Below are 19569 nucleotides of genomic sequence, written 5' to 3' on the forward strand. Positions count from 1 at the left end.
CAGGAGATCGCCGCGGCCTCAAGCGAGCAGAACAGCGGCGCGGAGCAGATCAACAAGGCCATCCAGCAGCTGGATTCGGTCATTCAGCAGAACGCCTCGGCTTCCGAGGAGATGGCCTCCACCAGCGAGGAGCTCTCCAGCCAGGCCCAGCAGCTGCAGCAGACCATGGGCTTCTTCCGCGTGGACGACGGCAGCCAGGCCGCCCGCCGGGCCAGCAAGCCCAAGGCCCTGCCGGTGGGCCCCTCGCATGCGGCGGCCCATGTCGCGCCCAAGAAACCCACTCCCAAGAAGGGCGGGGGCATCGACCTTGACCTTGGCGCCGACGCCGACGACGGCGAATTTGAAAAGTTCTAGGAGGGCGACATGGCAGAAAAAAGCGCCAGCGACACCAGCCAGTACCTGAACTTCACGCTCGGCAAGGAGGTGTTCGCGGTGGACATCGCCAGCGTGCGGGAGGTGCTGGAGCTAACGGCCATCACCAAGATACCGCGCACGCCGGACTACATGTGCGGGGTCATCAACCTGCGCGGCCACGCCGTGCCGGTCATGGACATGCGGCTTAAGTTCGGCATGCCGCAGACGGAAACCACGGTGGACACCTGCATCATCATCGTCGAGGTGGACTTCGAGGGCGAGAGCATCATCATGGGCGGCAAGGTGGACTCGGTGCGTGAGGTCTTCGATCTTACCGCCGAGCACATCGAGGCCGCGCCGCGCATGGGCACGTCCATCAACACCGACTACATCAAGGGCATCGGCAAGCAGGACGAGACCTTCGTCATCATCCTGGACATCGCCAAGGTCTTCTCCGCAGAAGAGCTCGCCCTGGCCAAGGAAGCCCAGAAAGAGGCCGCGTAAGCGAAACGGGAGGCCTGGGGACATGATCCCTCCGGGCCTCCTCAGCGTTCACCAGCGATCAGCAAATGCCGAAAGGGCTGCTTCAGGTCCCGCCTGAAGCAGCCCTTTCGCGCCAGCTGGCAAGGGCGCTGGCCACGCTGCGGGACTTCGTCCGGGCGGCGCGAGACGGGCCAGGCAACGCGGTCAACGCGCCCGCGTGGCGGTGTCCTGCTTGGGCACGGGGAGTCTGCCCTGCCGCGTGCTTTGTCATTTCAGTTGCCACGTGCCTGGTTTTGCGTAAAAGTATGAGTGGAGTGCACCCACCATGTTGCCTGCCCGAGTGATCCATGGCCGAAGCTGAACACAACGTCACCCTCCCCAACGCACACGCAAGCGGCCTTGCGTCAAAAAGCCTCCTTGCCCCTCTGGTGGTGCTGGTGGCGTGCCTGGCGATATCCGTGGCGGGCTGGCGTTATGCCGACAGCCTGACCACCAAGCTCGCCAGCGAACGCTTCGAGAGTCGCGCCTCGGAAATCACCATGGCCATCGTAGACCGTATCGAGGCCTACGAGCTGGCCCTGCGCGGCGGCCTGGCGCTGTTCGCCTCCGTGGGCGAGGTCTCCCGCGCTCAGTGGCACGACTACGTCGGCAAGCTCAACCTTCTGCAAAACTACCCCGGCATCCAGGGCATGGGCTATGCCGTGGTGGTGCCGCCGGACAAGGCCGAGCAGCACGTCGAGAGCTTGCGCCGCCAAGGCTTCCCCGAGTACACGATCCGGCCGCCGGGCCAGCGCCCGGTGTACACGGCCATCGTCTACCTGGAGCCGTTTGACTTCCGCAACAAGCGGGCCTTCGGTTTCGACATGTTCAGCGAGCCGACCCGCCGCGCTGCCATGGAGCGCACCCGCGACACCGGCCAGACCACCATCAGCGGCCGCGTGACCCTGGTTCAGGAGACGACCGAGGGCGTGCAGGCGGGCTTTCTCATGTATCTGCCGTTCTACAGGCCCGGCGCCCCGGTCTACACCGACCACGACCGCCGCGCGGCCCTGCTGGGCTATGTCTACAGCCCTTTCCGCATGAACAACTTCATGCAGGGCATCGTCGGCAAGACCATCTCCGATCTGGGCCTTGAGGTGCACGACGGGCAGGACCGGACCGAGCAGAACCTCATGTACCGCAGCCAGGCCCACGCCGCGGATGTCTCCACCGCGCGCAAGCCGATGTTCGCCTCGACCCGGGTCCTGACGGTCTTCGGCCGGACCTGGACCCTGGGCTTCCGTTCCCTGCCGGGCTTTGAGGCCAACCTGGACCGCACCATGCCCCTGGTCGTGCTGGCAGGCGGCGTCTGCATCAGCCTGTTGCTGTTCGTCATCGTGCTCTCGCTCATGAGCACCAGGGCGCGGGCGCTGGCCCTGGCGGACGCCATGACCGCCGAGCTGCGCGGGAGCGAGGAGAAGATCCGCCTGCTGCTGGAGTCCACGGGCGAGCCCATCTACGGCATCGACACCAGCGGCCTGTGCACCTTCTGCAACCCGGCCTGCGTGCGCGTGCTCGGTTTCCAGAGCGCCGACGACCTGTTGGGCAGGAACATGCACAAGCTCATCCACCACACCCACAAGGACGGCTCGCCCTTCGACGTCCACGACTGCCGCATCTTCAAGGCCTTCTTGGAGGGCCGCGGCACCCACGTGGACGACGAGGTGCTCTGGCGCGCCGACGGCACCAGCTTCCAGGCCGAGTACTGGTCCTATCCCCAGCGCCGCGACGGCGAGATCGTCGGGGCGGTGGTCACCTTCCAGGACATCACCGAACGCCGCCGCGCCGAGGCCGACTCCGCCAAGCTGGCCGGACTGGTCAACGCCGCCAGCCAGGTGTCCATCATCGCCACGGACACCGAGGGCCTCATCACCGTGTTCAACCACGGCGCGGAGAACATGCTCGGCTACAGCGCGGATGAGATGGTCGGCCTGCGCACGCCGGAGATCATCCACGTGGGTGCGGAGGTCATGGCCTATGGCGAGGAGCTCTCGCAGCGCCTGGGGCGGCCGCTGGAAGGCTTCGACGTGTTCGTTGCCCTGGCCCGCGAGGGCGGCTACGACGTGCGCCAGTGGACCTACGTGCGCAAGGACGGCCGCCACGTGCCGGTGGAGCTTGTCATCACCGCCATCCGCGACCGCAATGACGAGATCGTCGGGTTCCTGGGCATCGGCGTGGACATCTCGGCCCGGATGCAGGCCGAGCAGGCCCTGGCGCGCAGCGAGATGCGCTTCCGCGACCTGGCGGACCTGAGCCCGGTGGGCATCTACGAGACAGACGTCGAAGGCAATTGCCTGTTCGTGAACAAGCGCTGGCAGGAGTTTGCCGGCATGAGCCTGGAGCAGGCCCAGGGGCAGGGCTGGACCAACGCCATCCACCCCGACGACGTCGGCATCGTGTTCTCCGAATGGCTGGAGGCCACCCAGACCAACCGCGACTTCGCCCTGGAATACCGCTTCCAGACGCCCGAGGGAGAAGTCACCTGGCTCATGGGCAGCGCCACGGCCTACCGGGACGAAAGCGGCGCGGTGCAGGGCTTCTTCGGTTCAGTCATGGACATCGGCACGCGGGTTAAGGCCGAGACGGCCCTGCGCGAGAGCCAGGCCCGCCTGACCGCCGTGCTTGACACCGCCGTGGACCCCATCTTCACGGTCAGCCAGTACGGGATCATCCTCACGGCCAACCAGGCCGCCTGCCGGACCTTCGGGTACAGCCTGGAGGAGCTGGTGGGGAACAACGTCAATATGCTCCAACCGGAGCCCTACCACAGCCAGCATAACGGCTATCTGGAGCGCTATGCCCGCACCGGCGTGCCGCACGTCATCGGCAAGGGCGGGCGCGAGGTTCCCGGCAAGCGCAAGGACGGCGTCATCATTCCGCTGGAGCTGGCCGTCAGCGAGATCGTGACCAGCAGCGAGCGGCTCTACACCGGCATCCTGCGCGACATCTCCGAGCGGGTGCGCGCGCGTGAGGAGATGCAGGCCGCCAACGCCTCCCTGGCTGAGCGCCAGGCCCTTCTCGACGCCGACATGGAGGCAGCGGCGCAGATCCAGCGCAGCCTGCTGCCCAAGGAGGGCACTTGCTCCCTGGGGATTGAGACGGACTACCGCTTCATGCCCAGCACCTCCATCGGCGGCGACATCTTCAACGTGGTCTGCCTGGGCGGGCAGCACACCTGCCTGTACATGGTCGACGTCAGCGGCCACGGCATCCCGGCGGCGCTGGTGTCCGTCACCCTGGCCCAGGAGCTCTCGCCCACGGGCGACCTGCTCATGGACCAGTTCCTCGCCCAGCCAAGGGCGCCGGAAGCCGTGCTGCGCCTGCTCGACTCGGCCTTCCCCCTTGAGCGCTTCGACAAGTTCTTCAGCATGTTCTACATGCTCTACGAGGCCGGGAACGGCACACTCAGCTATTGCAACGCCGGGCACCCGCCCCCCATGCTGCTGCGGGCCGCTGGCGGGGTGGAGTTCCTGGAGGAAGGCGGCACCCTGGTGGGCATGGGAATGGGGCACACCTACATGCCCGGCCAGGTGCAGGTGCAAGAGGGAGACATGCTGCTCGTCTACACGGACGGGGTGAGCGAGCTGGAAAGCCCCGAGGGCGAGCAGTTCGGCATGGAAATGCTGGAGTCGCTCTTTGCCGCTTGCGCGGGGCAGACCCCGGAGCAGGTGCTCCAGCTGCTCACAGGCAAGCTGCAGGCCCATGCGGACGGCCGTCCGCCCGATGACGATATTTCCCTTATCTGTGCGCGCTTCAGCAGGGTTTGAACCAGGAGGAACAATGGAATTCGAGAATACGTTGCAGAACGGGGTCACTGTGGTGGTCTTCAAGGGCCTGCGCATGGACGCGGCCGCTGCGCCGCTCTTCAAGAGCAACATGGTGGACCTGATCCATCAGGGGGCCAAGCGCTTCGTCCTCGACCTCGAGGCGGTGGACTTCATGGACTCCAGCGGCCTGGCCTCGCTCATGTCGAGCATGAAGACCCTGGGCGGGTCCGGCGAGATCGCCGTGTGCTGCCTGGGCGAAAAGGTCCGCAAGCTGTTCGCCATCACCCGGCTCGACCGCGGCGTGTTCCGCATCTTCGGTTCCACGGCAGAGGCCGTGACGGCGCTCTCGTCCACGTCCACCCAGGGCTGAGCCATGGACACGATCGAGCTCTCCATCGCCAGCCGCCTGGAGCTGGTGCACCTTATGGGGCTGGCCGTGCGCGGCATCTGCGGGGGGCTGCCCCTTACCCCGGACGAGTCCGACGCGATGGAGCTTGCCGTGTGCGAGGCGGTGAACAACTCCATCAAGCACGCCTACGCGGGCAGGCCCGACGGCGTGGTGCGCGTGACCCTGGCCGTGGACGGCACGGGCCTGGTGCTGTGCGTGTACGACAAGGGGACGCCGCTTGAGGACAGGCAGAAGCTCAACAACGACCTCGCCGTGGCCCGAAGCATCGACGAACTCCCCGAGGGCGGCATGGGGCTGTTTCTCATCCGCAACGCCGCGGACAGCGTGGGCTACAAGGCCGGGGAGCAGGGCAACGTTCTCGTCCTGCGCAAGGCCTTCAGGAAAGGGTCATAGCGAGTTGATGTAGAGCAGCACGCAAGTGTTGTAGTTGGACAAAAGCTTGCGCTCCAGTTCCTTCACGGCCTTGAGGAACAGGGTCACGGTCTCGTCGCCCAGGGCCGCGCGGAACATGTCCACGTAGAGCTCCGGCTCCATGGCCTGGCGCAGGTCGGACAGATCCAGCCGGGCCAGGGTTCCTTCCTCCTTCTCGCCAAGAAGCGGCTGCAGGGCTTCCAGGCGTTCGGCATTGGCCAAGACCTTGGCCCGCACGTCCTCGATGACGACCTCCCGGAACAGGCTGTACTCCTCCCGGTTCAGGTCGCAAACCCGCGAGAAAAACGCCGTCAGGTGCTTCAGGTAGACCAGGATGCCGCGCTTGAGCAGCAGCGAGTCCTTGAGCACCCGCCACAGGATTTGCTCCAGGCCGGGAAAGTCTTCCATGTCGATGGCCACTTCCTTCGTGTCCACGGAAACGTATACCGGATAGAGCGCCGGGGCGTAGCTGTCGAGCTGTACGCCGGCCAGCTGGCTGTCCTGGTCCTCGTCCCAGCGCGTCCAGGTGACGATGCCGCTGTGCAGCATGCGACCGCCCAGCTCAAAGGGCAGGTGCAGGTGCAGGCGCTCGCCCTGGCGCAGGTTCTCGCGCGCCACGACCCAGCGCGGGATCGCGATGCCCACCCCCTGCACGCTCACGTCCTGCAGCAGGTACTCGAAGGTCTGGTAGTCCTCGGCCCGAGAACCCAGGAACGGCAGCACCACGGACTCGACGTCCAGGCGTTTGGCGCGGCGTTCGGTGATGCTCATGGCCGCTTCTCCTGCTGCGCTTGTTTTTGCGCGTGCGGGGGCAGCGCCTTGACCAGCCAGGCCGGATCGTCGGTGAGGTAGGGCCGGGCGCCAGGCGCGGGATCGACGGCTGCGCCCTTGCGCAGGGGCCAGTCCTGTTCCTTGTCCACCTCGAACCAGACCACGGCCAGCAGGCCCCAGGCCGAGGCGGTGTCCAGGGCCTCGGCGGTCCAGCGGGCCTTGTCGCCGCCCTTGGAGGCGGAGGCGGTTTCGAAGACCATGAGCGGCTTGGCCGGGGCCAGGCCTTTCAGCTCGTCGTAGAGCGGCCGGAAGATGTCCTTGAACGACCGGAACGAGCTGTCGTAGCCGTGGGTGGCCTTGGTGTGGCTGGTGCCCCAGTTGTAGCCGTCCATGCCCAGCACGTCGACGAAGGCGTCGCCCGGATAGTAGGCGCTGGCGCGGTTCCACGGGGCCGAGGGCAGGGAGTCCACGTTGGGGCAGAACACGAAGAGCGCGTTGCCCGCGGCCTGGGCGCGGAACACCTCCACCACGCGCCGGAACAGGGCCTTGTAGCGTTCCGGGCTCTGCGGGCCGTATCCGGCGGCGTCCGAGCCCCAGTGGTAGCGCTCCAGGTTCATCTCGTGCGCCAGGCGCACCAGCACCGGCGCGCCGAAAGCTCGCACCGCGCGCGCAACGTCCGCGATGTAGGCGTCGTACTCGCCGGAGAGCACGCGCTCCGCCGGGATGACGGTCTCGCTCCCGCCAGCGCCGATGCTCATGGGCTCCCAGGTGACGCACGGCACTGCCCCGGCGTCCCTGATGGCGGCCATGCTGGAGGAAAGGTCGGCAAGATGCCTGTCGCGCGGGGCTGCGGGGTTCTCCGGCCACTGCGCATAGAACTGCGCAAGCCGCACGGGCAGGCCGGTGGAGGCCTTGGCCGCGTCGAGCATCCCCGGGGTCACGGGCAGGCCGTCCAGGGCCACGCCAAAGGCCGGTGTGCTGCGCTTGGCGCCGCCGCCGGGCACGCAGGCGCAAAGGAGAACCGCCAGCAGCATGGCCAGGGAGAGGAACCGGCTGCGAGCGTTCACGGCGTGTCCTCCTCGGGGAAGTTGAAGAACAGCGTGGTGGAGAGGATGCAGAAATGGTACAGGCTCCAGCCCGCGTTGGTCAGCAGGGCCAGCGCCGGGCCGTCGCCGTTGTAGAGGCGCAGCATGCCCCAGGTGAAGCCGCCCAGGCAGGCCAGGGCCAGGCCCAGCTGCGGCCAGAGCTTGAACATGGGCAGGGAGGTGCTGCCGCCCTTGGGGGTGATGCCGAAGCTGCCGCGCACTCCCAGGATGCCCTGCAGCGACGCCTGCATGTACACGGGGAAGGTGATGGCCTGGAGCAGGATGCCCTGGGCCAGTTCGCGGAAGCCGTATTTGCGCTGGCTCATGGAGTACAGGAAGATGGTCACGGTGAGGATGATGTAGGGCAGGAAGAACAGGAAATACAGCTCCGGCCGGGCGAAGTAGCTGGGGGTGTCCGTGAACAGGTACAGAAGCGGGCACACGGCCATGATAAGGAACACCCAGCCCACGAAATAGTGCGTGCCGGAGAGGAAGTACTCCCACCACTTGGCCGAGGGAAGGCGCGAAGGCCCGCGCAGGAACTCCCGGGCGATGGAGCGCAGCAGGCCCACCGTGCCGAGCGCCCAGCGGAATTGCTGCTTGAAGTAGCCTCCCAGGTCCTCCGGCCCCATGCCGAAGGCGCAGATCTTGTTCAGGTAGGCGCTGCTCCAGCCGTTCATGTGGAAGCGCAGGGAGGTGGCGAAGTCCTCGGTGACCGAGGTCTCGTCGAAGCCGCCCACGTCGAGCAGGGCCGCGCGGCGCAGGATGACGTTGGTGCCGCAGCAGAACATGGCGTCCTGGGCGCTCTTGCCCTCGCAGATGTACTCGTAGAACACGGCCTGCTGGAGTCCGGCGGCCTTGGCCACGCGGTTGGCCTCGAAGTTCGAGTAGTACTGCGGGGTCTGGATGAAGGCCAGCTTCTGGTGCTGCTCCATGAAGGCCACCAGCGGCTCCACGAAGTCCGGCAGCGGGTTCATGTCCGCGTCGAAGACGATGACGTATTTCTCCGGCCCGGTCCTGGGGCGGTCCTCAAAGGAGGTCAGGCTGGCCTGGGCCACGGGCTTGTCGGCCAGATAGTCCAGGAAGTCGTTGATCATGCCCGCCTTGGCCCCGCGCCAGGGGCGGCGGAACAGGTTCACCCCGATGCGCCGGCACAGGTCGTCGATCTTGGCCCGGTACTCGGCCATCTGTTTCGGGTCGTCCTTGGGCAGGTCGTAGCGCGTGTCGTCGAGGAAGAAGATGTGCTTGTTCGGGTAGGTGAGGTTGTAGAAGCAGGTCAGCGTGTCCTCCAGGACGTCCAGGGGCTCCTTGTAGGAGGCAACCACGATGGCCACGGGCGGATAGTCCTTGAGCTCGGGCACGGTGTCCCGTGTGATGCGCGGCATGTCCGACGCGGCCAGGCCGTGGTACACGTTCAGGAAGTAGCCGAAGGCGTGCAGCATGGTGAAGCCCTCGGCCAGGAGCAGCAGGGCGCCGACGGCGATCTCCTGCCAGAGCCGCGCGGAGGCGACAAAGAGCACCGTGCGCGCCATGAGGTACAGGAAGATCGACAGCATCGCCGTCGTCAGGCTCAGGGCGAAGATCTTTGCGCGCGTCTTCTGATGCATGGCTGCCCCTAGAATCCAAAGCCCAGGCCGAGCCACAGGCCGTCGGCGTCCCACTCGCGCGAGCGGTGCACAAGACCCTTGGCCTCCAGCGCCCAGCGCTCGGCGAACTCATACTTCCACTCCGCCTCGAAGCGCACGGACGGGTTGTTCTCCGAATCCGTGCCCACGGTGGCGCGCAGGTCGTACCAGTGCTGGGGCGCGCCGCAGAAGAACAGCTTGGCCAGGTCGTGCCGCCATTCCAGGGTCAGGGCCGTGGCGGTGTAGTCCTGCGGCGTCCAGTACGGGCGGCGGATGTCCGTCAGCACCGCGCCGGTGTAGACCTCGACGCTTTTCTTCTGGGTGTTGCGGCGCTCGCCGGAGAGGGTGGCCTTGAGCTGGCGCGGGTGGTCGGTGAAGGCGTAGCTCACGGCCAGCTTCTGCAGGTCGCCCAGGTTGCCGTCGCTGTAGTTCTTGCCGCGCGCCTCGGCCACGATCTCCCAATCCCGCGACGGGGTCAGGGTCAACTCGGCGAACAGGTTGTCCGAGAGGGAGCGCTGCCGCAGGGCGTACTCGTTGGCCAGCTCTTCCATGCGCTCATAGCCCAGGCCCAGGCGCGCCACGTCGTCCAGGTTGAACTCCAGCCGCGCCCGGCCGGTGTCCACGTTGCCCACACGGCCCGTGGTGTAGCGCTTGTTGGTCCACGAGGCTTGGCCGCGCAACACGGGGCTGAACACGCCGTCGAAGGACAGAGTCTGGCCGAGGGCTTCGTAGGTCTGCCCGCCGCGCGGGCTCTCCTGCCAGCGGTGCTGGGTCAGGCCCAGGCGATAGTCGTCGGCCACGGGCACGGTGAGGCCCAGGTCGGTGCGCTGGCGCAAGATGCGCGCGAGCTCGCCGCGGCCCGCCTCGTGCCAAATGTTCTGGCGCAGGCCAAGGGACGGGCTGGTGCGGCGGTCCAGGCGCTCCAGGGCGGTGCCCGCCAGGGTGTGCAGCGGGTCGATCTGAAGCAGGCGCGTGTAGGCCGCGCGCTCGGCGCTGCAGAGGCCGAGGGCGCAGGCGCTCTGGGCCTGGTCGAAGCGGGCCTCCTGGTTGCCGGGCTCGAAGGCCAGCAGCTCGCCGTACACCGGCAGGGACCGGCTGAAGCGGCGGTCGAAGGCCAGGTTCTTGGCCTGGGCCTCCAGGCTGGCGCCCTTCTGGACGCGGTAGGCGGGTAGCTGGTCCGCCAGAACGCGGTTCACCCCCGGCGCGGATTCGGACGAGAACTCGGCGTCGCGCCCCAGGTACAGGCGCTCATAGCGGCGGTACTGCGACCCTTCGGCCGCGCTTTTGGCCATGTTGGCGGCGATTTCGCGCAGCGCGGCGTCCTTCGTCACGCCCGCGACCCTGCCCAACTCTCCGGCGAGGGTGGCGTCCACGGGCGGCGCCAGCAGGCTGGAGTAGGAGGCCAGGGCCTGGTCGCGCTCCTTGGCCCAGAAATGCACGCGGGCGGCCTCGCGCACGGGCACGGGATCGCCCGGATAGGCCTGAGCGAGGGCGGCGTACGCGGCCTGGGCCTCATCGTAGCGCTTGGCCCATGACAGCACGCGCGCCCGGGTGAGCAGCACCTTGGAGGAGTCCGGGAAGTCACCGGCCAGGGCGTCCAGTTCGCCCAGGGCCGCGTCGTACTGGCGGTCGGCGGCCAGGGTCTCGGCCAGGGCCATGCGCGCCGGGAAATACTGGGCATCGGCCAGGAGGGCGGCGCGCAGGCAGCGCAGGGCGGCCTCGCGCTTGCCGGCCCCGGCGTAGAGAGCGGCCCAGGCGGTGAGCTCCGCCGGGGTGCGCGCGCCCGGCGTGGTGAGGGCGTCGAGGGTCGCCTGCGCGGCGGCCTTTTCGCCAAGGGCCAGGAAGGCGATTTCGGCATCGCGAGGCGCGGCGGCGTGGGCCTTGGCCAGCAGCGCGGCGGCCTGGCCGTCTTGTCCGGCGGCCAGCATCAAGCGGGCGCGCGGGCCAGCCTGCCGGTCTGCGGGCAGCTTTGCGAGCAGCCGCAAACCCTCGGCCGGGTTGCCCAGCTTCTTCCGGGCCTGGGCCGCCAGAGCCAGGGCGTCGGCGGTTTCGGGCAGGGGCGGCGTGGCGTCGAATAGCGGTTCAAGCGCCTCCAGGGCCGTCGCGGGGTCCTCTTGGCCGAGCTTGAGCCGCGCCAGCACCAGCCGCGCCTGGGGAGCAAGGCCTTCCAGCATCAGGGCGCGCAGCACGCCCTCGGCCTCGTCCGCGCGCTGGGCGGCGAGGAGCGCTTCGGCCAGGGGCAGGCGGGCCTCGGCGTGACCGGCGGCCACGCGTCCGCGTTGGATGGCGATGCCCCGCCCGAAGGCTCCCCAGAGGTTCATGGCCTGGGCGTAGCGCGGTGTCAGCTCGGCCCCGCCAGGCAGGGCGAGCGCCCTCTCGTACAGCGCCCGCGCGCTGGCGGCGTGGCCCAGGGCGGTTTCCACGTCGGCCAGTTCGGCCAGGGCTTGCGGGTCGTCCGGCGCGGACTGGGCCAACTGGCGCGCCAGGGACGCGGCCCCATCGGCATCGCTATCGGCCAGGCGCAGGCGCACCAGCAACAGGGCGACCTCGCGATCGGCCGGATTCTGCGCCAGGAGCTTCTCGAGCATGGGCCGGGCGGCCTTCGCGTCGCCCCCCCAGGCCAGGGCTTGCGCCAGCTTGCGCAGCACCGGGCGGCCTCCTTCCAGCGCATGCTGGAAATGCCGGGCGGCCTCGCCCATGCGCCCCGCGGCGAAATAGGCGTCGCCGATGCGTTCCCGGGTTTCGGGCAGGGCCAGGGTCTTGGCGGGCAGCGCGGCCAGGGCGGCCTCGGCCTCCGGCAGGCGTCCGGCGCGGGCGAGCAGCTCCGCCAGGGCCAGGCGCGCCTCGGCGTCCTGCGGGGCGACCTTCAGCTGCGCTTGCAGGATTTCCAGCGCCTCGGCGCGGCCGGAGTCGGAGTAGGAGAGCAGCCGGGCCAGCTCGCGGCGGGCCTCGGCGTCGGAGATGCGGTCGGCGGGCGGCACGAGGCTGCCCGGTGCGGCGGAGGCTGCCGCAGGCAGAAGCGCCAGGACGCAGAGCGCGGCCCCGGCGAGGTGCAGTATGGCGCGCCTAGTTGCCAAGGCTCTTTCTCAGCTCCCGGATGGCGTCGTCGTTGCGGCCCGCCCAGGTGAGCACGCGGGCGTAGCGGCGGCGCACCTGCTGGTCGCCTGGGGCTGCGGTGAGCACCTTCTCGTATTCGGCCAGGGACTCGTCCAGCCGCTTGCGCCAGGAGAGAACGTCGGCCAGTTTGACCCTGGCCTTCAGGTCGCCGGGCTTGAGGGCGAGATAGCCGCGCAGGGCGTCGATGGCCTCGTCGTGGCGGTTGGCGGAAAGGTGCAGCTCGGCCTGGAGCAGCCGGTCCTCGGCGGTGAGGGCCGATGCCGGAGCCTTGGCCAGCTCGGCGGCGGCCTCGTCGCGCTTGCCGCTCCAGAACAGGGCGCGGGCCAGCCCGGCGCGGGCCTGGGCCTGGTCTGGCTTGTCGCGCAGGACTTTCCGGTACTGCTCCGCGGCCTCGGCGTGGCGGCCGGACTCCGTGAGCAGCTTGGCCAGTTCCAGCCGGGCCTGCCAGTCGGCGATGTCGTCGCGGGCGGGCGGCTGGGCCGACTCCGTCGCGGCCTGCTGCGCCTGGGCGGCAGGGGGAGCGGGCAGGGCCAGGAGCGCCAGCAGGAGAATGGCTGCGACAGGTCGGCGGGCAATGCTCATGGCTTTTCTCCCAGCAGTTTCTGATACTCGGCGATGGCGCCCTCGGCGTTGCCGCCAGCGGCCAGTGTCCGGGCCAGCACCAGCCGTGCGGCGCGGGAGTCCGGCTTGCGGGCGAGCATGTCCCGCGCGGCCTTCTCCGCTTCGGCGGGCTTGCCCATCCAGAGCAGCGTCTCGGCCCGGTCCGCACCGGCAGCGGTGTCGGCGGGGTTCTTGGCCAGCAGGTCGGCGTAAAGGCCCAGCGCCTCGTCGAAGCGCTTGCCCCGCCGCAGGAGGTCGGCCAGGTGCAGGGTCTCGGGGGCGTCCAGCGGCCCCATGGCGCGGCGCTTCTCAAGCAGGGCCAGCGCACCCTCGCTGTCGCCGGAGGCGTCGAGCAGTCCGGCGGCCTTGCCCACCAGCCCGGACGCCAACGGCCTGCCCTTGTCCATCAGCAGCAGGGAAAGATCGCGGGCGATGCGCGCCTCGCCGGCCTTGAGCGCGGTTTCGAGCATGGTTCCGGCGCTGCCGATGGGGACGGTGCCGAGGCTCATGGCCTCGCGCAGGGCTTGAAGCGCCTGCTCCACCTTGCCTTGCGCCAGAAGGCGCTCCGAGGAGGCCACAAGCCGCTGGCCCCGCCGGGCGTAAGGGTAGCTCAGGACGCAAGCCGCCACCGTGACCGCCGCCAGGACGGCGAAGGTCAGATACTGGCGCAGCTTGCCGGGCTGCATGCGCGCGGCGCACCGTATCATCGCGAAAGAGGTCCCTGTCCGCATTTCATTACGTATGACCAAAGCCTGAAAGAATGCGTGGTGTCAAGCGTTCCGGGGCTTTTCCACTGTTCGCTCACGTGCAGGAGAGCGCGGCAAGCACTCCCATTCCTGCCTGGTGCTTCCGCGGCCACGTCGCGTCGCGGCGATTTCTGGCGTGGGCAGGCAACCTGCTTGCGCCAGGGCGGCGCAAAATTTGAGTAGAAAAACAGGGCGTTGTGGCGAAGGCTGGCAGGCTGGCCTGAAGGCGCGGCTGCCGCGGGGAGGTCACTTCTTGCTGGCGTAGCGCTCGATCTGGTCCTTGTAGGCTTTGACGCCGTCGGCGATGCCGCGCGACAGGGTGCGCAGGTAGGCGTCGTTGTTCAGGCGCGCGGCCTCGGTCTTGTTGGTGATGTAGCCGATTTCCAGCAGGGCCGAGGGCATCTTCGCGCCCATGAGCACGTAGAACGGGGCCTCGCGGTTGCCGTGGTCGGCCACGGTCCACACGCGGCGCACGTTGGCCAGGCCGCGCCTGTGCACGCCGTGGGCCAGGTCCACGCTCTCCTTGATCTTGCTGGTGAGCATGAGGTCGGTCAAGATCATCTGCAGGTCGCTGATGTTCTTGTCGGACACGGAGTTCTCTCGCGCGGCCACGCGCACGGCGTCGGGGGTGCGCGCCAGGTTCAGGCTGTAGGTCTCCAGGCCGCTCATGGCGGGGTCCGTGTGGGCGTTGCAGTGCACGGAGAGGAACAGGTCGGCCTTCTTGGCGTTGGCCATGGCGGTGCGCTCCTCCAGCGCCAGGAACACGTCGGAGGTGCGCGTGTAGATGACGTTGAACCCCCGGCTCTTGAGGATCTTGCCGAGGATCAGGGCCATGCGCAGGTTCACGTCCTTTTCGACGAGGCCGTAGCCTCGGGCACCGGGGTCTTTGCCGCCGTGGCCCGCGTCGATCATGATGGTGCGCACCGAGAGCCCCAGCTGTTCCACCAGGTCCGCCGCCATGCGCTTGCGGCTGGGCGAGGGCTCGGTGAACGTGGGCGCTTGCGGTTCCTTCGCGGCGGCCTTGTGGGATTCCTTCGGCGATTCCTTGGCGTTCGGCTTGAAGTTCGGCCCGGCGTAGGCGTCCAGCACGATGCGGAAGGGGTTGTCAAGGGTCTGGACCTTGTAGTCCTTCAGGTCCGCGAAGTCGAAGACCACGCGCACGGTGTCGGCCTCGCGCTGGGAGGCGCGGATGGACTTGAGCAGCCCGCCGTCGCCCAGGTGCGTGTCCTCCACGATGGTGGGGCCGATCTGGGTGCGCAGGAGGTCCATGTACACGCGGTTGTGCTCGTCCTTGCCCGAGGAGGATTCCAGCAGCTGGTACTTGAAGCGCACTTGCTGGTCCAGGTCGAGGACAACGCGGGAGCTGGCCCCCTGGTTCTTGGGGCGGATGTCCATGAGCAGGGCCTTGTCCCCAGGCCCGCGCGACCGCTCGGCCGCTGCTTCGGCCCTTGCCTCCGCCGCCTTGCCCGAGCCAAGGGCCTTGCCCGCCAGCCGCGCGAGTTTGCGGGCCGCGTTCACGCGGGACGAGCGCGGGAAGTCGCGCAGCACGGCCTGGGCGTCATCCTGGGCGCCCTCGGCGTTGGACAGCTGGGTCAGCCGGATGGTGCCGCGCCGGACGTGGGCGTCGGCGGCGAGGACGTGCTTCGGGAACTGCTTCAAGTACTCGCCGAAGCTCTCGGCGGCCTTGAACCAGTCGGCCTTGAGGCCGCTTCTTTGGGCCTGCTCCTCCTGCACGCGGGCCAGGAAGAACCCGGCCTTGGCACCTTGCAGCCCGTCGGGCTGGAGCTTCTTGGCCCGCTCCAGCTGGTCTTCAACCTTGCGCAGCTCGGCCTGGGTGGCGCGCTTGTTGGCCAATAGCGTGAGGAAACGCTGCACAGGCTCGTCGGCGGGGGTGGTGTCGACCTTCTGGGCCTTGGCGGCCACGGCGGGCTTGGCTGCGCGCCTGGTCTTGGCCAGGGCGGCGGGAGTCATGACGTCGGGCGCAAGCAACAGGGCGAGCAACCCGCACAAGAGCGCCAGCGTCCCTGTGGACACGAGTCTGTGGCGCGACGCGCGAGGCTTGCGGAATTTCGGCATGCTCCCCCGGCCCGGCTCTTGATGCGGCGCATGCGCGTCGCTCCACCGGGCAGGGGCATCCTTGCCCAGAATCAATAAAATGTCTAGAGCCACCAAAAATCGTTCCATCTTCCTGGCCTCGGCCCCGGCATCGGCCCGCGGGCATTGACCCCGGCGGCGCTGGGCGCTACCACGCCCCCATGCGCATCCCCGAACTGCTCCTGCCTGCGGGCGACATGGAATCCCTGGCCACGGCCCTGCTCTACGGGGCCGACGCGGTATACCTGGGCGCCGACGGCCCGAACCTGCGGGCCCGAGCGGCGGGCTTCGGCGGCGGCGTGCTGGCCCAGGCCGTGGCGGCCGCCCACGCGGCAAAGGCCAAGGTCTACGTCTGCGTCAACGCCACGCCGCGCCAGCAGGACCTGTCCCTGGTGCGCCAGGGGCTGGACCAAGCCGTGGAGGCCGGGGCCGACGGCCTCATCATCGCCGACCCAGGCGTGGCCCGGCTGGCGGCGCGCCACGCGCCCGGCCTGCCCATCCACGTGAGCACCCAGGCCAACACCAGAAACGCCGAGGCCCTGGCCTTCTGGCGCGACTTCGGGGCCACCCGCGCCAACCTCGCCCGCGAGTGCGCCGCCCGCGAGGTCATGGAGCTCTGCGCCGCCCGCGATGCCGACCTGCCCGGTTTTGAGCTGGAGGTCTTCGCCCATGGCGCGCAGTGCATGGCTTTCTCCGGGCGCTGCCAGCTCTCGGTGCACATGACCGGCCGCGCGGTGAACGAGCCGGGCCGCACGGCCTGCATGGGCGCCTGCGCCCACCCCTGCCGCTACGAGTACCGCCTGCGCTCGGTCATCGAGGAGCGCAAGCGCGAGGGCTCCGACGCCTGGGAGGTGCTGGAGAGCTGGACCGACGCGCCGGCCGCCCCCGGCGGCGAGCCGTGGACCCAGTACCTGGCCCCGCAGGACCTCTGCCTCATCTGGCAGGCGCGCTGGTTGGCGAAGATCGGCGTGGACTGCCTGAAGATCGAGGGCCGCACCCGCAGCTCGGCCTACCTGGCCGTGGTGGGGGACGCCTGGCGCTTCGCGCTCGACTCCCTGGCCCGCGGGGAGTTCAGCCCGCGCACTGCCCTGGCCGAGCTGCGCCACGCTGCCACGCGCCCGCTCACGGCCGGGCTCTTCGGGGCCGATCCGCGCCGCACCATCCCCGGCCTGGACCTGAAATCCCCGCGCAGCCTGCCGCTTCTGCGCGTGCTCTCCCCGTCGGACAGCATCACCAGCGGCCCGGCCTGGGAGGTGGAGCTCAAGGGCACCTTCGACCCCGCCCGGCCCGAGGGCCTGACGCTCATCCTGCCGGGGCTGCGGCGCCCGGTGCTGGGGCCGGACGAGTATCGCCTGGAGCGTCCCGACGGCCTGCCGCTCACGGCCGGACATCCGGGCGTGCGGGCAGTGCTCTTCTGCGCGCACCCGGACGTGCGCCCCGGCCTGTTCGCCCGCTAAGGCCCGCTGTCGTCCGCCACAGGCTTCCCGCGCGGTCGCCCACCCCCCCTTGGCAACGGGGAGCGGCCTGGTGTAGGGTGGCGTCAAATGGAGGATGATATGGCTGGAACCGTGACCATCAACGAAGACGAATGCATCGGCTGCGAAACCTGCTGCGAATTGTGCCCCGGCGTGTTCCAGTTCGACGCCGACTCCGGCAAGGCCAAGGTCGTCAACACCACCGGGGGCTCGGATGACGAGATCCAGGCGGCCATCGACGCCTGCCCGGCCACCTGCATTTCCTGGGAGTAGCCGGCCTAGCGGTCGGCCTCGGCCAGCGCGGCCAGGCCCTCCGGGTCCAGCACGCTGACGCGGCTGCCGGAGACCTCGATGAGTCCCTGCTCGGTGAGCTTCTTGATGGCCCGCGAGAGGGTCTCGGGGATGGTGCCGAGGTATGACGCGATCTGGCCCTTGGGCAGCTCCAGGGTCAGTTCATCGCGCCCCTGTGACGCGCGCAACAGCAGCAGGTACCCCGCCAGGCGTTCCGGCACCTCCTTCAGGCTCAGCTGGGCGATCTGCCCCACGAACGCCCGCAGCCGCGACGACAGGAGCGCCATGACGCCCAGGGCCAGTTCCGGCTCGCGCCGCAGCAGCTCCACAAAGCCCTTGCGCGGCACGGACAGCAGCACGCTGTCCTCCAGCGCCTGCGCGCTGGCCGGGTAGGTCTTGCCCTCGAACACCGGGACCTCGGCGAAGCTCTCGCCCGCGCTGAACACCGACAGGATCTGTTCCTTGCCCGAGAGCGAGGACCGGAACACCCGCACCTTGCCCGAGACCACGGCGAAAATGTGCGTGCCCGGCTGGCCGGCCTCGAACAAGGTGTCCCCGGCCTTGCAGGGCTTCAGTTGAACGATCTCCGCCAGGCTCTTCAACTGCGGAGCGGGCAGGCCCTCGAAAAGTTTGATTCCTTCCAGGGCCGCGAGCTTGTCCTTGTCCATGAGGCCTCCCTTTTCGCCGGATGATGCGGATGCTTGACTTTAGTCATGGAATCAACCCATGGCAACTGCCAGTGTGCGAATGCTGGCGGATATGCCAGGGGCAGCGCCCCTGGCATTCATAACAACGAGGCACCATGACCGCATTGATGCTCACCCTTGTCGTGCTTGGCCAGCTGCTGCTGGCGGCGCATGCCTTGCGCCGGGGCGAGTGGGCGCTCTGCGCGGCGTTGCTTGCGTTGCCGCTGCTGCTGCTGACCCGGCGCGGCGCGGCGCGGCTCATCGCGGCCTTTGCGCTGGTGCTGGGCGCGGCGTTGTGGGTGGACGCCGGGCTCGGCTTCGTGCGTCTGCGCATGGCTCTTGGCCAGGACTGGCTGCGGCTGGCGTTCATCCTGTCCGGCGTGACCCTGGTGAGCCTGGGCGCTGGCCTGTGGATGCTCGGCCGCCGCGCGCAGGAGCTGTTCCCCCGGGGGCGCGAGGCCGAAGTGCCCCAGGCCGTGGCTTTCGGCCTCACGGTTGCGCTGCTGGTTGTGGCCCGCGCCAAGGCCAGCGTGCCGCTGCTGCTGGTCGACCGCTTCCTGCCCGGCTGGGGCTGGCTGGAGATTCTGGCGCTGGCGCTCTATGCCGCGTGGCTGGCTGGCGAGTTTCTGGACCCGGAGCGCCACAGGCTGCTGCGCCCGCGGGTCTGGGCGTTGTTTTCGGCGGTGTTCTTCGGCCAACTGCTGCTCGGTCTGATTGGCCTGAACGATTTCCTCATGACCGGCCGCCTGCACCTGCCCGTGCCCGCCCTCATCGTCGCCGGACCGCTGTTCCGCGGCGGCGGCCTGTTCATGGCGATCCTGTTCTCCGCCACGGTGCTGTTCGTCGGCCCGGCCTGGTGCAGCCACCTTTGCTACATCGGCGCCTGGGACGACCAGTGCTCGCGCCTTGGCCCCAAACGGCCCGAGCCGTTGTCCGACCGCTGGAAGCTCTGGGGCAGGCTGGCCGCCCTGGTGCTGACCTGCGGCGGCGCGCTGGCCTTGCGCCTGCTCGGCGTGGAGGCCCTCACCGCCGTCTTGCTTGCCGCCCTGTTCGGCCTGGCCGGGGTGGGCGTGATGCTCTCATTCTCGCGCAGGCTCGGCGTCATGGCCCACTGCACCGCCTTCTGCCCCATCGGGCTGCTGGGCAACCTGCTGGGGCGGCTCATGCCCTGGCGCCTGCGCATCGACCGCGACACCTGCACGCGCTGCCGCTCCTGCTCCCGCGTCTGCCGCTACTCGGCGCTCTCCGGCGCCGACATCGAGGCCGGCACGCCCGCGCTCTCCTGCACCCTCTGCGGCGACTGCATCGGCGCCTGCCCGCACGACTCCATGCACTACCGCTTCCCCGGCCTGTCCAAACCGGCCGCCCGAGCCACCTTCCTCACCCTCGTCGCCACCCTCTCAGCCGTGTTCCTCGGCGTCGCGCGCATCTAGCCAGGGAGCGAGGGCCTGGGATGCCTCAGGCCAGGGGTTCCGCCCCCGGCACCCCCGCCGGTGGCCTGAGGCCCCCGGACCCCCCAGCGGGCTTGGGGCAGGGGCTCCGAGGGCAGACGGGGAGGTTGGGCTGGGCTGGGCGAAGGCAATGCGCGCAGGTTTTCGGCGAAGACGCCGAAATAC

The 19569-nt window shown here is 69.0% G+C and carries 15 protein-coding genes and 1 pseudogene; 8 read left to right on the top strand and 8 right to left on the bottom strand.

Going from position 1 to position 19569, the window contains the following annotated elements; genetic code table 11:
• The 5 genes and pseudogenes from RDU24_RS14490 to RDU24_RS14510 all read left to right on the top strand — a co-directional run.
• A pseudogene (locus RDU24_RS14490) lies at positions 1-354 on the top strand (HAMP domain-containing methyl-accepting chemotaxis protein); the annotation flags it as partial.
• A 9-nt stretch (positions 355-363) separates the two neighbouring features.
• Positions 364-858: a chemotaxis protein CheW gene (locus RDU24_RS14495; RefSeq protein ID WP_308736491.1), complete on the top strand. Its 495-nt coding sequence runs from the start codon at positions 364-366 to the stop codon at positions 856-858.
• A 326-nt stretch (positions 859-1184) separates the two neighbouring features.
• The gene (locus RDU24_RS14500) at positions 1185-4643 is read left to right on the top strand and encodes a PAS domain S-box protein (protein WP_308736492.1); all 3459 of its coding nucleotides are present in this window, start codon (positions 1185-1187) and stop codon (positions 4641-4643) included.
• Between the two features lie 13 nt (positions 4644-4656).
• Entirely contained in the window at positions 4657-5013 is a 357-nt protein-coding gene (locus RDU24_RS14505) for an STAS domain-containing protein (protein ID WP_308736493.1), read from the top strand.
• A gap of 3 nt (positions 5014-5016) precedes the next feature.
• Positions 5017-5445, top strand: coding sequence for an ATP-binding protein (locus RDU24_RS14510; RefSeq protein ID WP_308736494.1), 429 nt, complete (start codon positions 5017-5019; stop codon positions 5443-5445).
• Here RDU24_RS14510 and RDU24_RS14515 read toward each other — a convergent pair.
• From RDU24_RS14515 to RDU24_RS14545, 7 genes are all read right to left on the bottom strand, one after another.
• A complete protein-coding gene (locus tag RDU24_RS14515) occupies positions 5440-6234 on the bottom strand; it encodes a PilZ domain-containing protein (protein ID WP_308736495.1) in 795 nt (264 codons plus the stop codon). The genes RDU24_RS14510 and RDU24_RS14515 overlap by 6 nt on opposite strands.
• A complete protein-coding gene (locus tag RDU24_RS14520) occupies positions 6231-7301 on the bottom strand; it encodes a glycoside hydrolase family 26 protein (protein ID WP_308736496.1) in 1071 nt (356 codons plus the stop codon). Before RDU24_RS14520 ends, RDU24_RS14515 begins: the two co-directional genes overlap by 4 nt.
• Entirely contained in the window at positions 7298-8926 is a 1629-nt protein-coding gene (locus RDU24_RS14525) for a glycosyltransferase family 2 protein (RefSeq protein ID WP_308736497.1), read from the bottom strand. Before RDU24_RS14525 ends, RDU24_RS14520 begins: the two co-directional genes overlap by 4 nt.
• A gap of 8 nt (positions 8927-8934) precedes the next feature.
• Entirely contained in the window at positions 8935-12021 is a 3087-nt protein-coding gene (locus tag RDU24_RS14530) for a tetratricopeptide repeat protein (protein ID WP_308736498.1), read from the bottom strand.
• Entirely contained in the window at positions 12011-12643 is a 633-nt protein-coding gene (locus RDU24_RS14535; protein WP_308736499.1) for a tetratricopeptide repeat protein, read from the bottom strand. Before RDU24_RS14535 ends, RDU24_RS14530 begins: the two co-directional genes overlap by 11 nt.
• Positions 12640-13368, bottom strand: a complete 729-nt coding sequence (locus tag RDU24_RS14540; RefSeq protein WP_308736500.1) for a tetratricopeptide repeat protein — start codon at positions 13366-13368, stop codon at positions 12640-12642. Before RDU24_RS14540 ends, RDU24_RS14535 begins: the two co-directional genes overlap by 4 nt.
• A 285-nt stretch (positions 13369-13653) precedes the next feature.
• Complete coding sequence (locus RDU24_RS14545) at positions 13654-15483, bottom strand: N-acetylmuramoyl-L-alanine amidase (protein ID WP_308736501.1); 1830 nt, start codon at positions 15481-15483, stop codon at positions 13654-13656.
• A gap of 179 nt (positions 15484-15662) precedes the next feature.
• Between RDU24_RS14545 and RDU24_RS14550 the strand changes: the two genes are divergently transcribed.
• Both RDU24_RS14550 and RDU24_RS14555 read left to right on the top strand, forming a co-directional pair.
• Positions 15663-16958, top strand: a complete 1296-nt coding sequence (locus tag RDU24_RS14550; RefSeq protein ID WP_308736502.1) for a peptidase U32 family protein — start codon at positions 15663-15665, stop codon at positions 16956-16958.
• A gap of 99 nt (positions 16959-17057) precedes the next feature.
• On the top strand, positions 17058-17249 hold the full coding sequence (locus RDU24_RS14555) for a ferredoxin (protein ID WP_308736503.1): 192 nt from the start codon (positions 17058-17060) through the stop codon (positions 17247-17249).
• 5 nt (positions 17250-17254) lie between these two features.
• Here the strand turns inward: RDU24_RS14555 and RDU24_RS14560 are convergent, their stop codons facing one another.
• Complete coding sequence (locus RDU24_RS14560; RefSeq protein WP_308736504.1) at positions 17255-17935, bottom strand: Crp/Fnr family transcriptional regulator; 681 nt, start codon at positions 17933-17935, stop codon at positions 17255-17257.
• Between the two features lie 134 nt (positions 17936-18069).
• Here RDU24_RS14560 and RDU24_RS14565 point away from each other — a divergent pair, with 134 nt between their 5' ends.
• Positions 18070-19386, top strand: coding sequence for a 4Fe-4S binding protein (locus RDU24_RS14565; RefSeq protein ID WP_308736505.1), 1317 nt, complete (start codon positions 18070-18072; stop codon positions 19384-19386).
• Positions 19387-19569 lie beyond the last annotated feature (183 nt).

Origin of the sequence: Humidesulfovibrio sp., from assembly GCF_031082295.1 — a bacterium.
GTDB lineage: Bacteria > Desulfobacterota > Desulfovibrionia > Desulfovibrionales > Desulfovibrionaceae > Humidesulfovibrio.

Excerpts from the sequence above, each read along its gene's own strand:
- RDU24_RS14540 (WP_308736500.1), bottom strand. The coding sequence starts at position 13,368 with ATGATACGGTGCGCCGCGCGCATGCAGCCCGGCAAGCTGCGCCAGTAT.
- RDU24_RS14565 (WP_308736505.1), top strand. The coding sequence starts at position 18,070 with ATGACCGCATTGATGCTCACCCTTGTCGTGCTTGGCCAGCTGCTGCTG.
- RDU24_RS14500 (WP_308736492.1), top strand. The coding sequence starts at position 1,185 with ATGGCCGAAGCTGAACACAACGTCACCCTCCCCAACGCACACGCAAGC.
- RDU24_RS14505 (WP_308736493.1), top strand. The coding sequence starts at position 4,657 with ATGGAATTCGAGAATACGTTGCAGAACGGGGTCACTGTGGTGGTCTTC.
- RDU24_RS14495 (WP_308736491.1), top strand. The coding sequence starts at position 364 with ATGGCAGAAAAAAGCGCCAGCGACACCAGCCAGTACCTGAACTTCACG.
- RDU24_RS14560 (WP_308736504.1), bottom strand. The coding sequence starts at position 17,935 with ATGGACAAGGACAAGCTCGCGGCCCTGGAAGGAATCAAACTTTTCGAG.
- RDU24_RS14545 (WP_308736501.1), bottom strand. The coding sequence starts at position 15,483 with ATGCCGAAATTCCGCAAGCCTCGCGCGTCGCGCCACAGACTCGTGTCC.
- RDU24_RS14525 (WP_308736497.1), bottom strand. The coding sequence starts at position 8,926 with ATGCATCAGAAGACGCGCGCAAAGATCTTCGCCCTGAGCCTGACGACG.
- RDU24_RS14535 (WP_308736499.1), bottom strand. The coding sequence starts at position 12,643 with ATGAGCATTGCCCGCCGACCTGTCGCAGCCATTCTCCTGCTGGCGCTC.
- RDU24_RS14550 (WP_308736502.1), top strand. The coding sequence starts at position 15,663 with ATGCGCATCCCCGAACTGCTCCTGCCTGCGGGCGACATGGAATCCCTG.
- RDU24_RS14515 (WP_308736495.1), bottom strand. The coding sequence starts at position 6,234 with ATGAGCATCACCGAACGCCGCGCCAAACGCCTGGACGTCGAGTCCGTG.
- RDU24_RS14555 (WP_308736503.1), top strand. The coding sequence starts at position 17,058 with ATGGCTGGAACCGTGACCATCAACGAAGACGAATGCATCGGCTGCGAA.
- RDU24_RS14510 (WP_308736494.1), top strand. The coding sequence starts at position 5,017 with ATGGACACGATCGAGCTCTCCATCGCCAGCCGCCTGGAGCTGGTGCAC.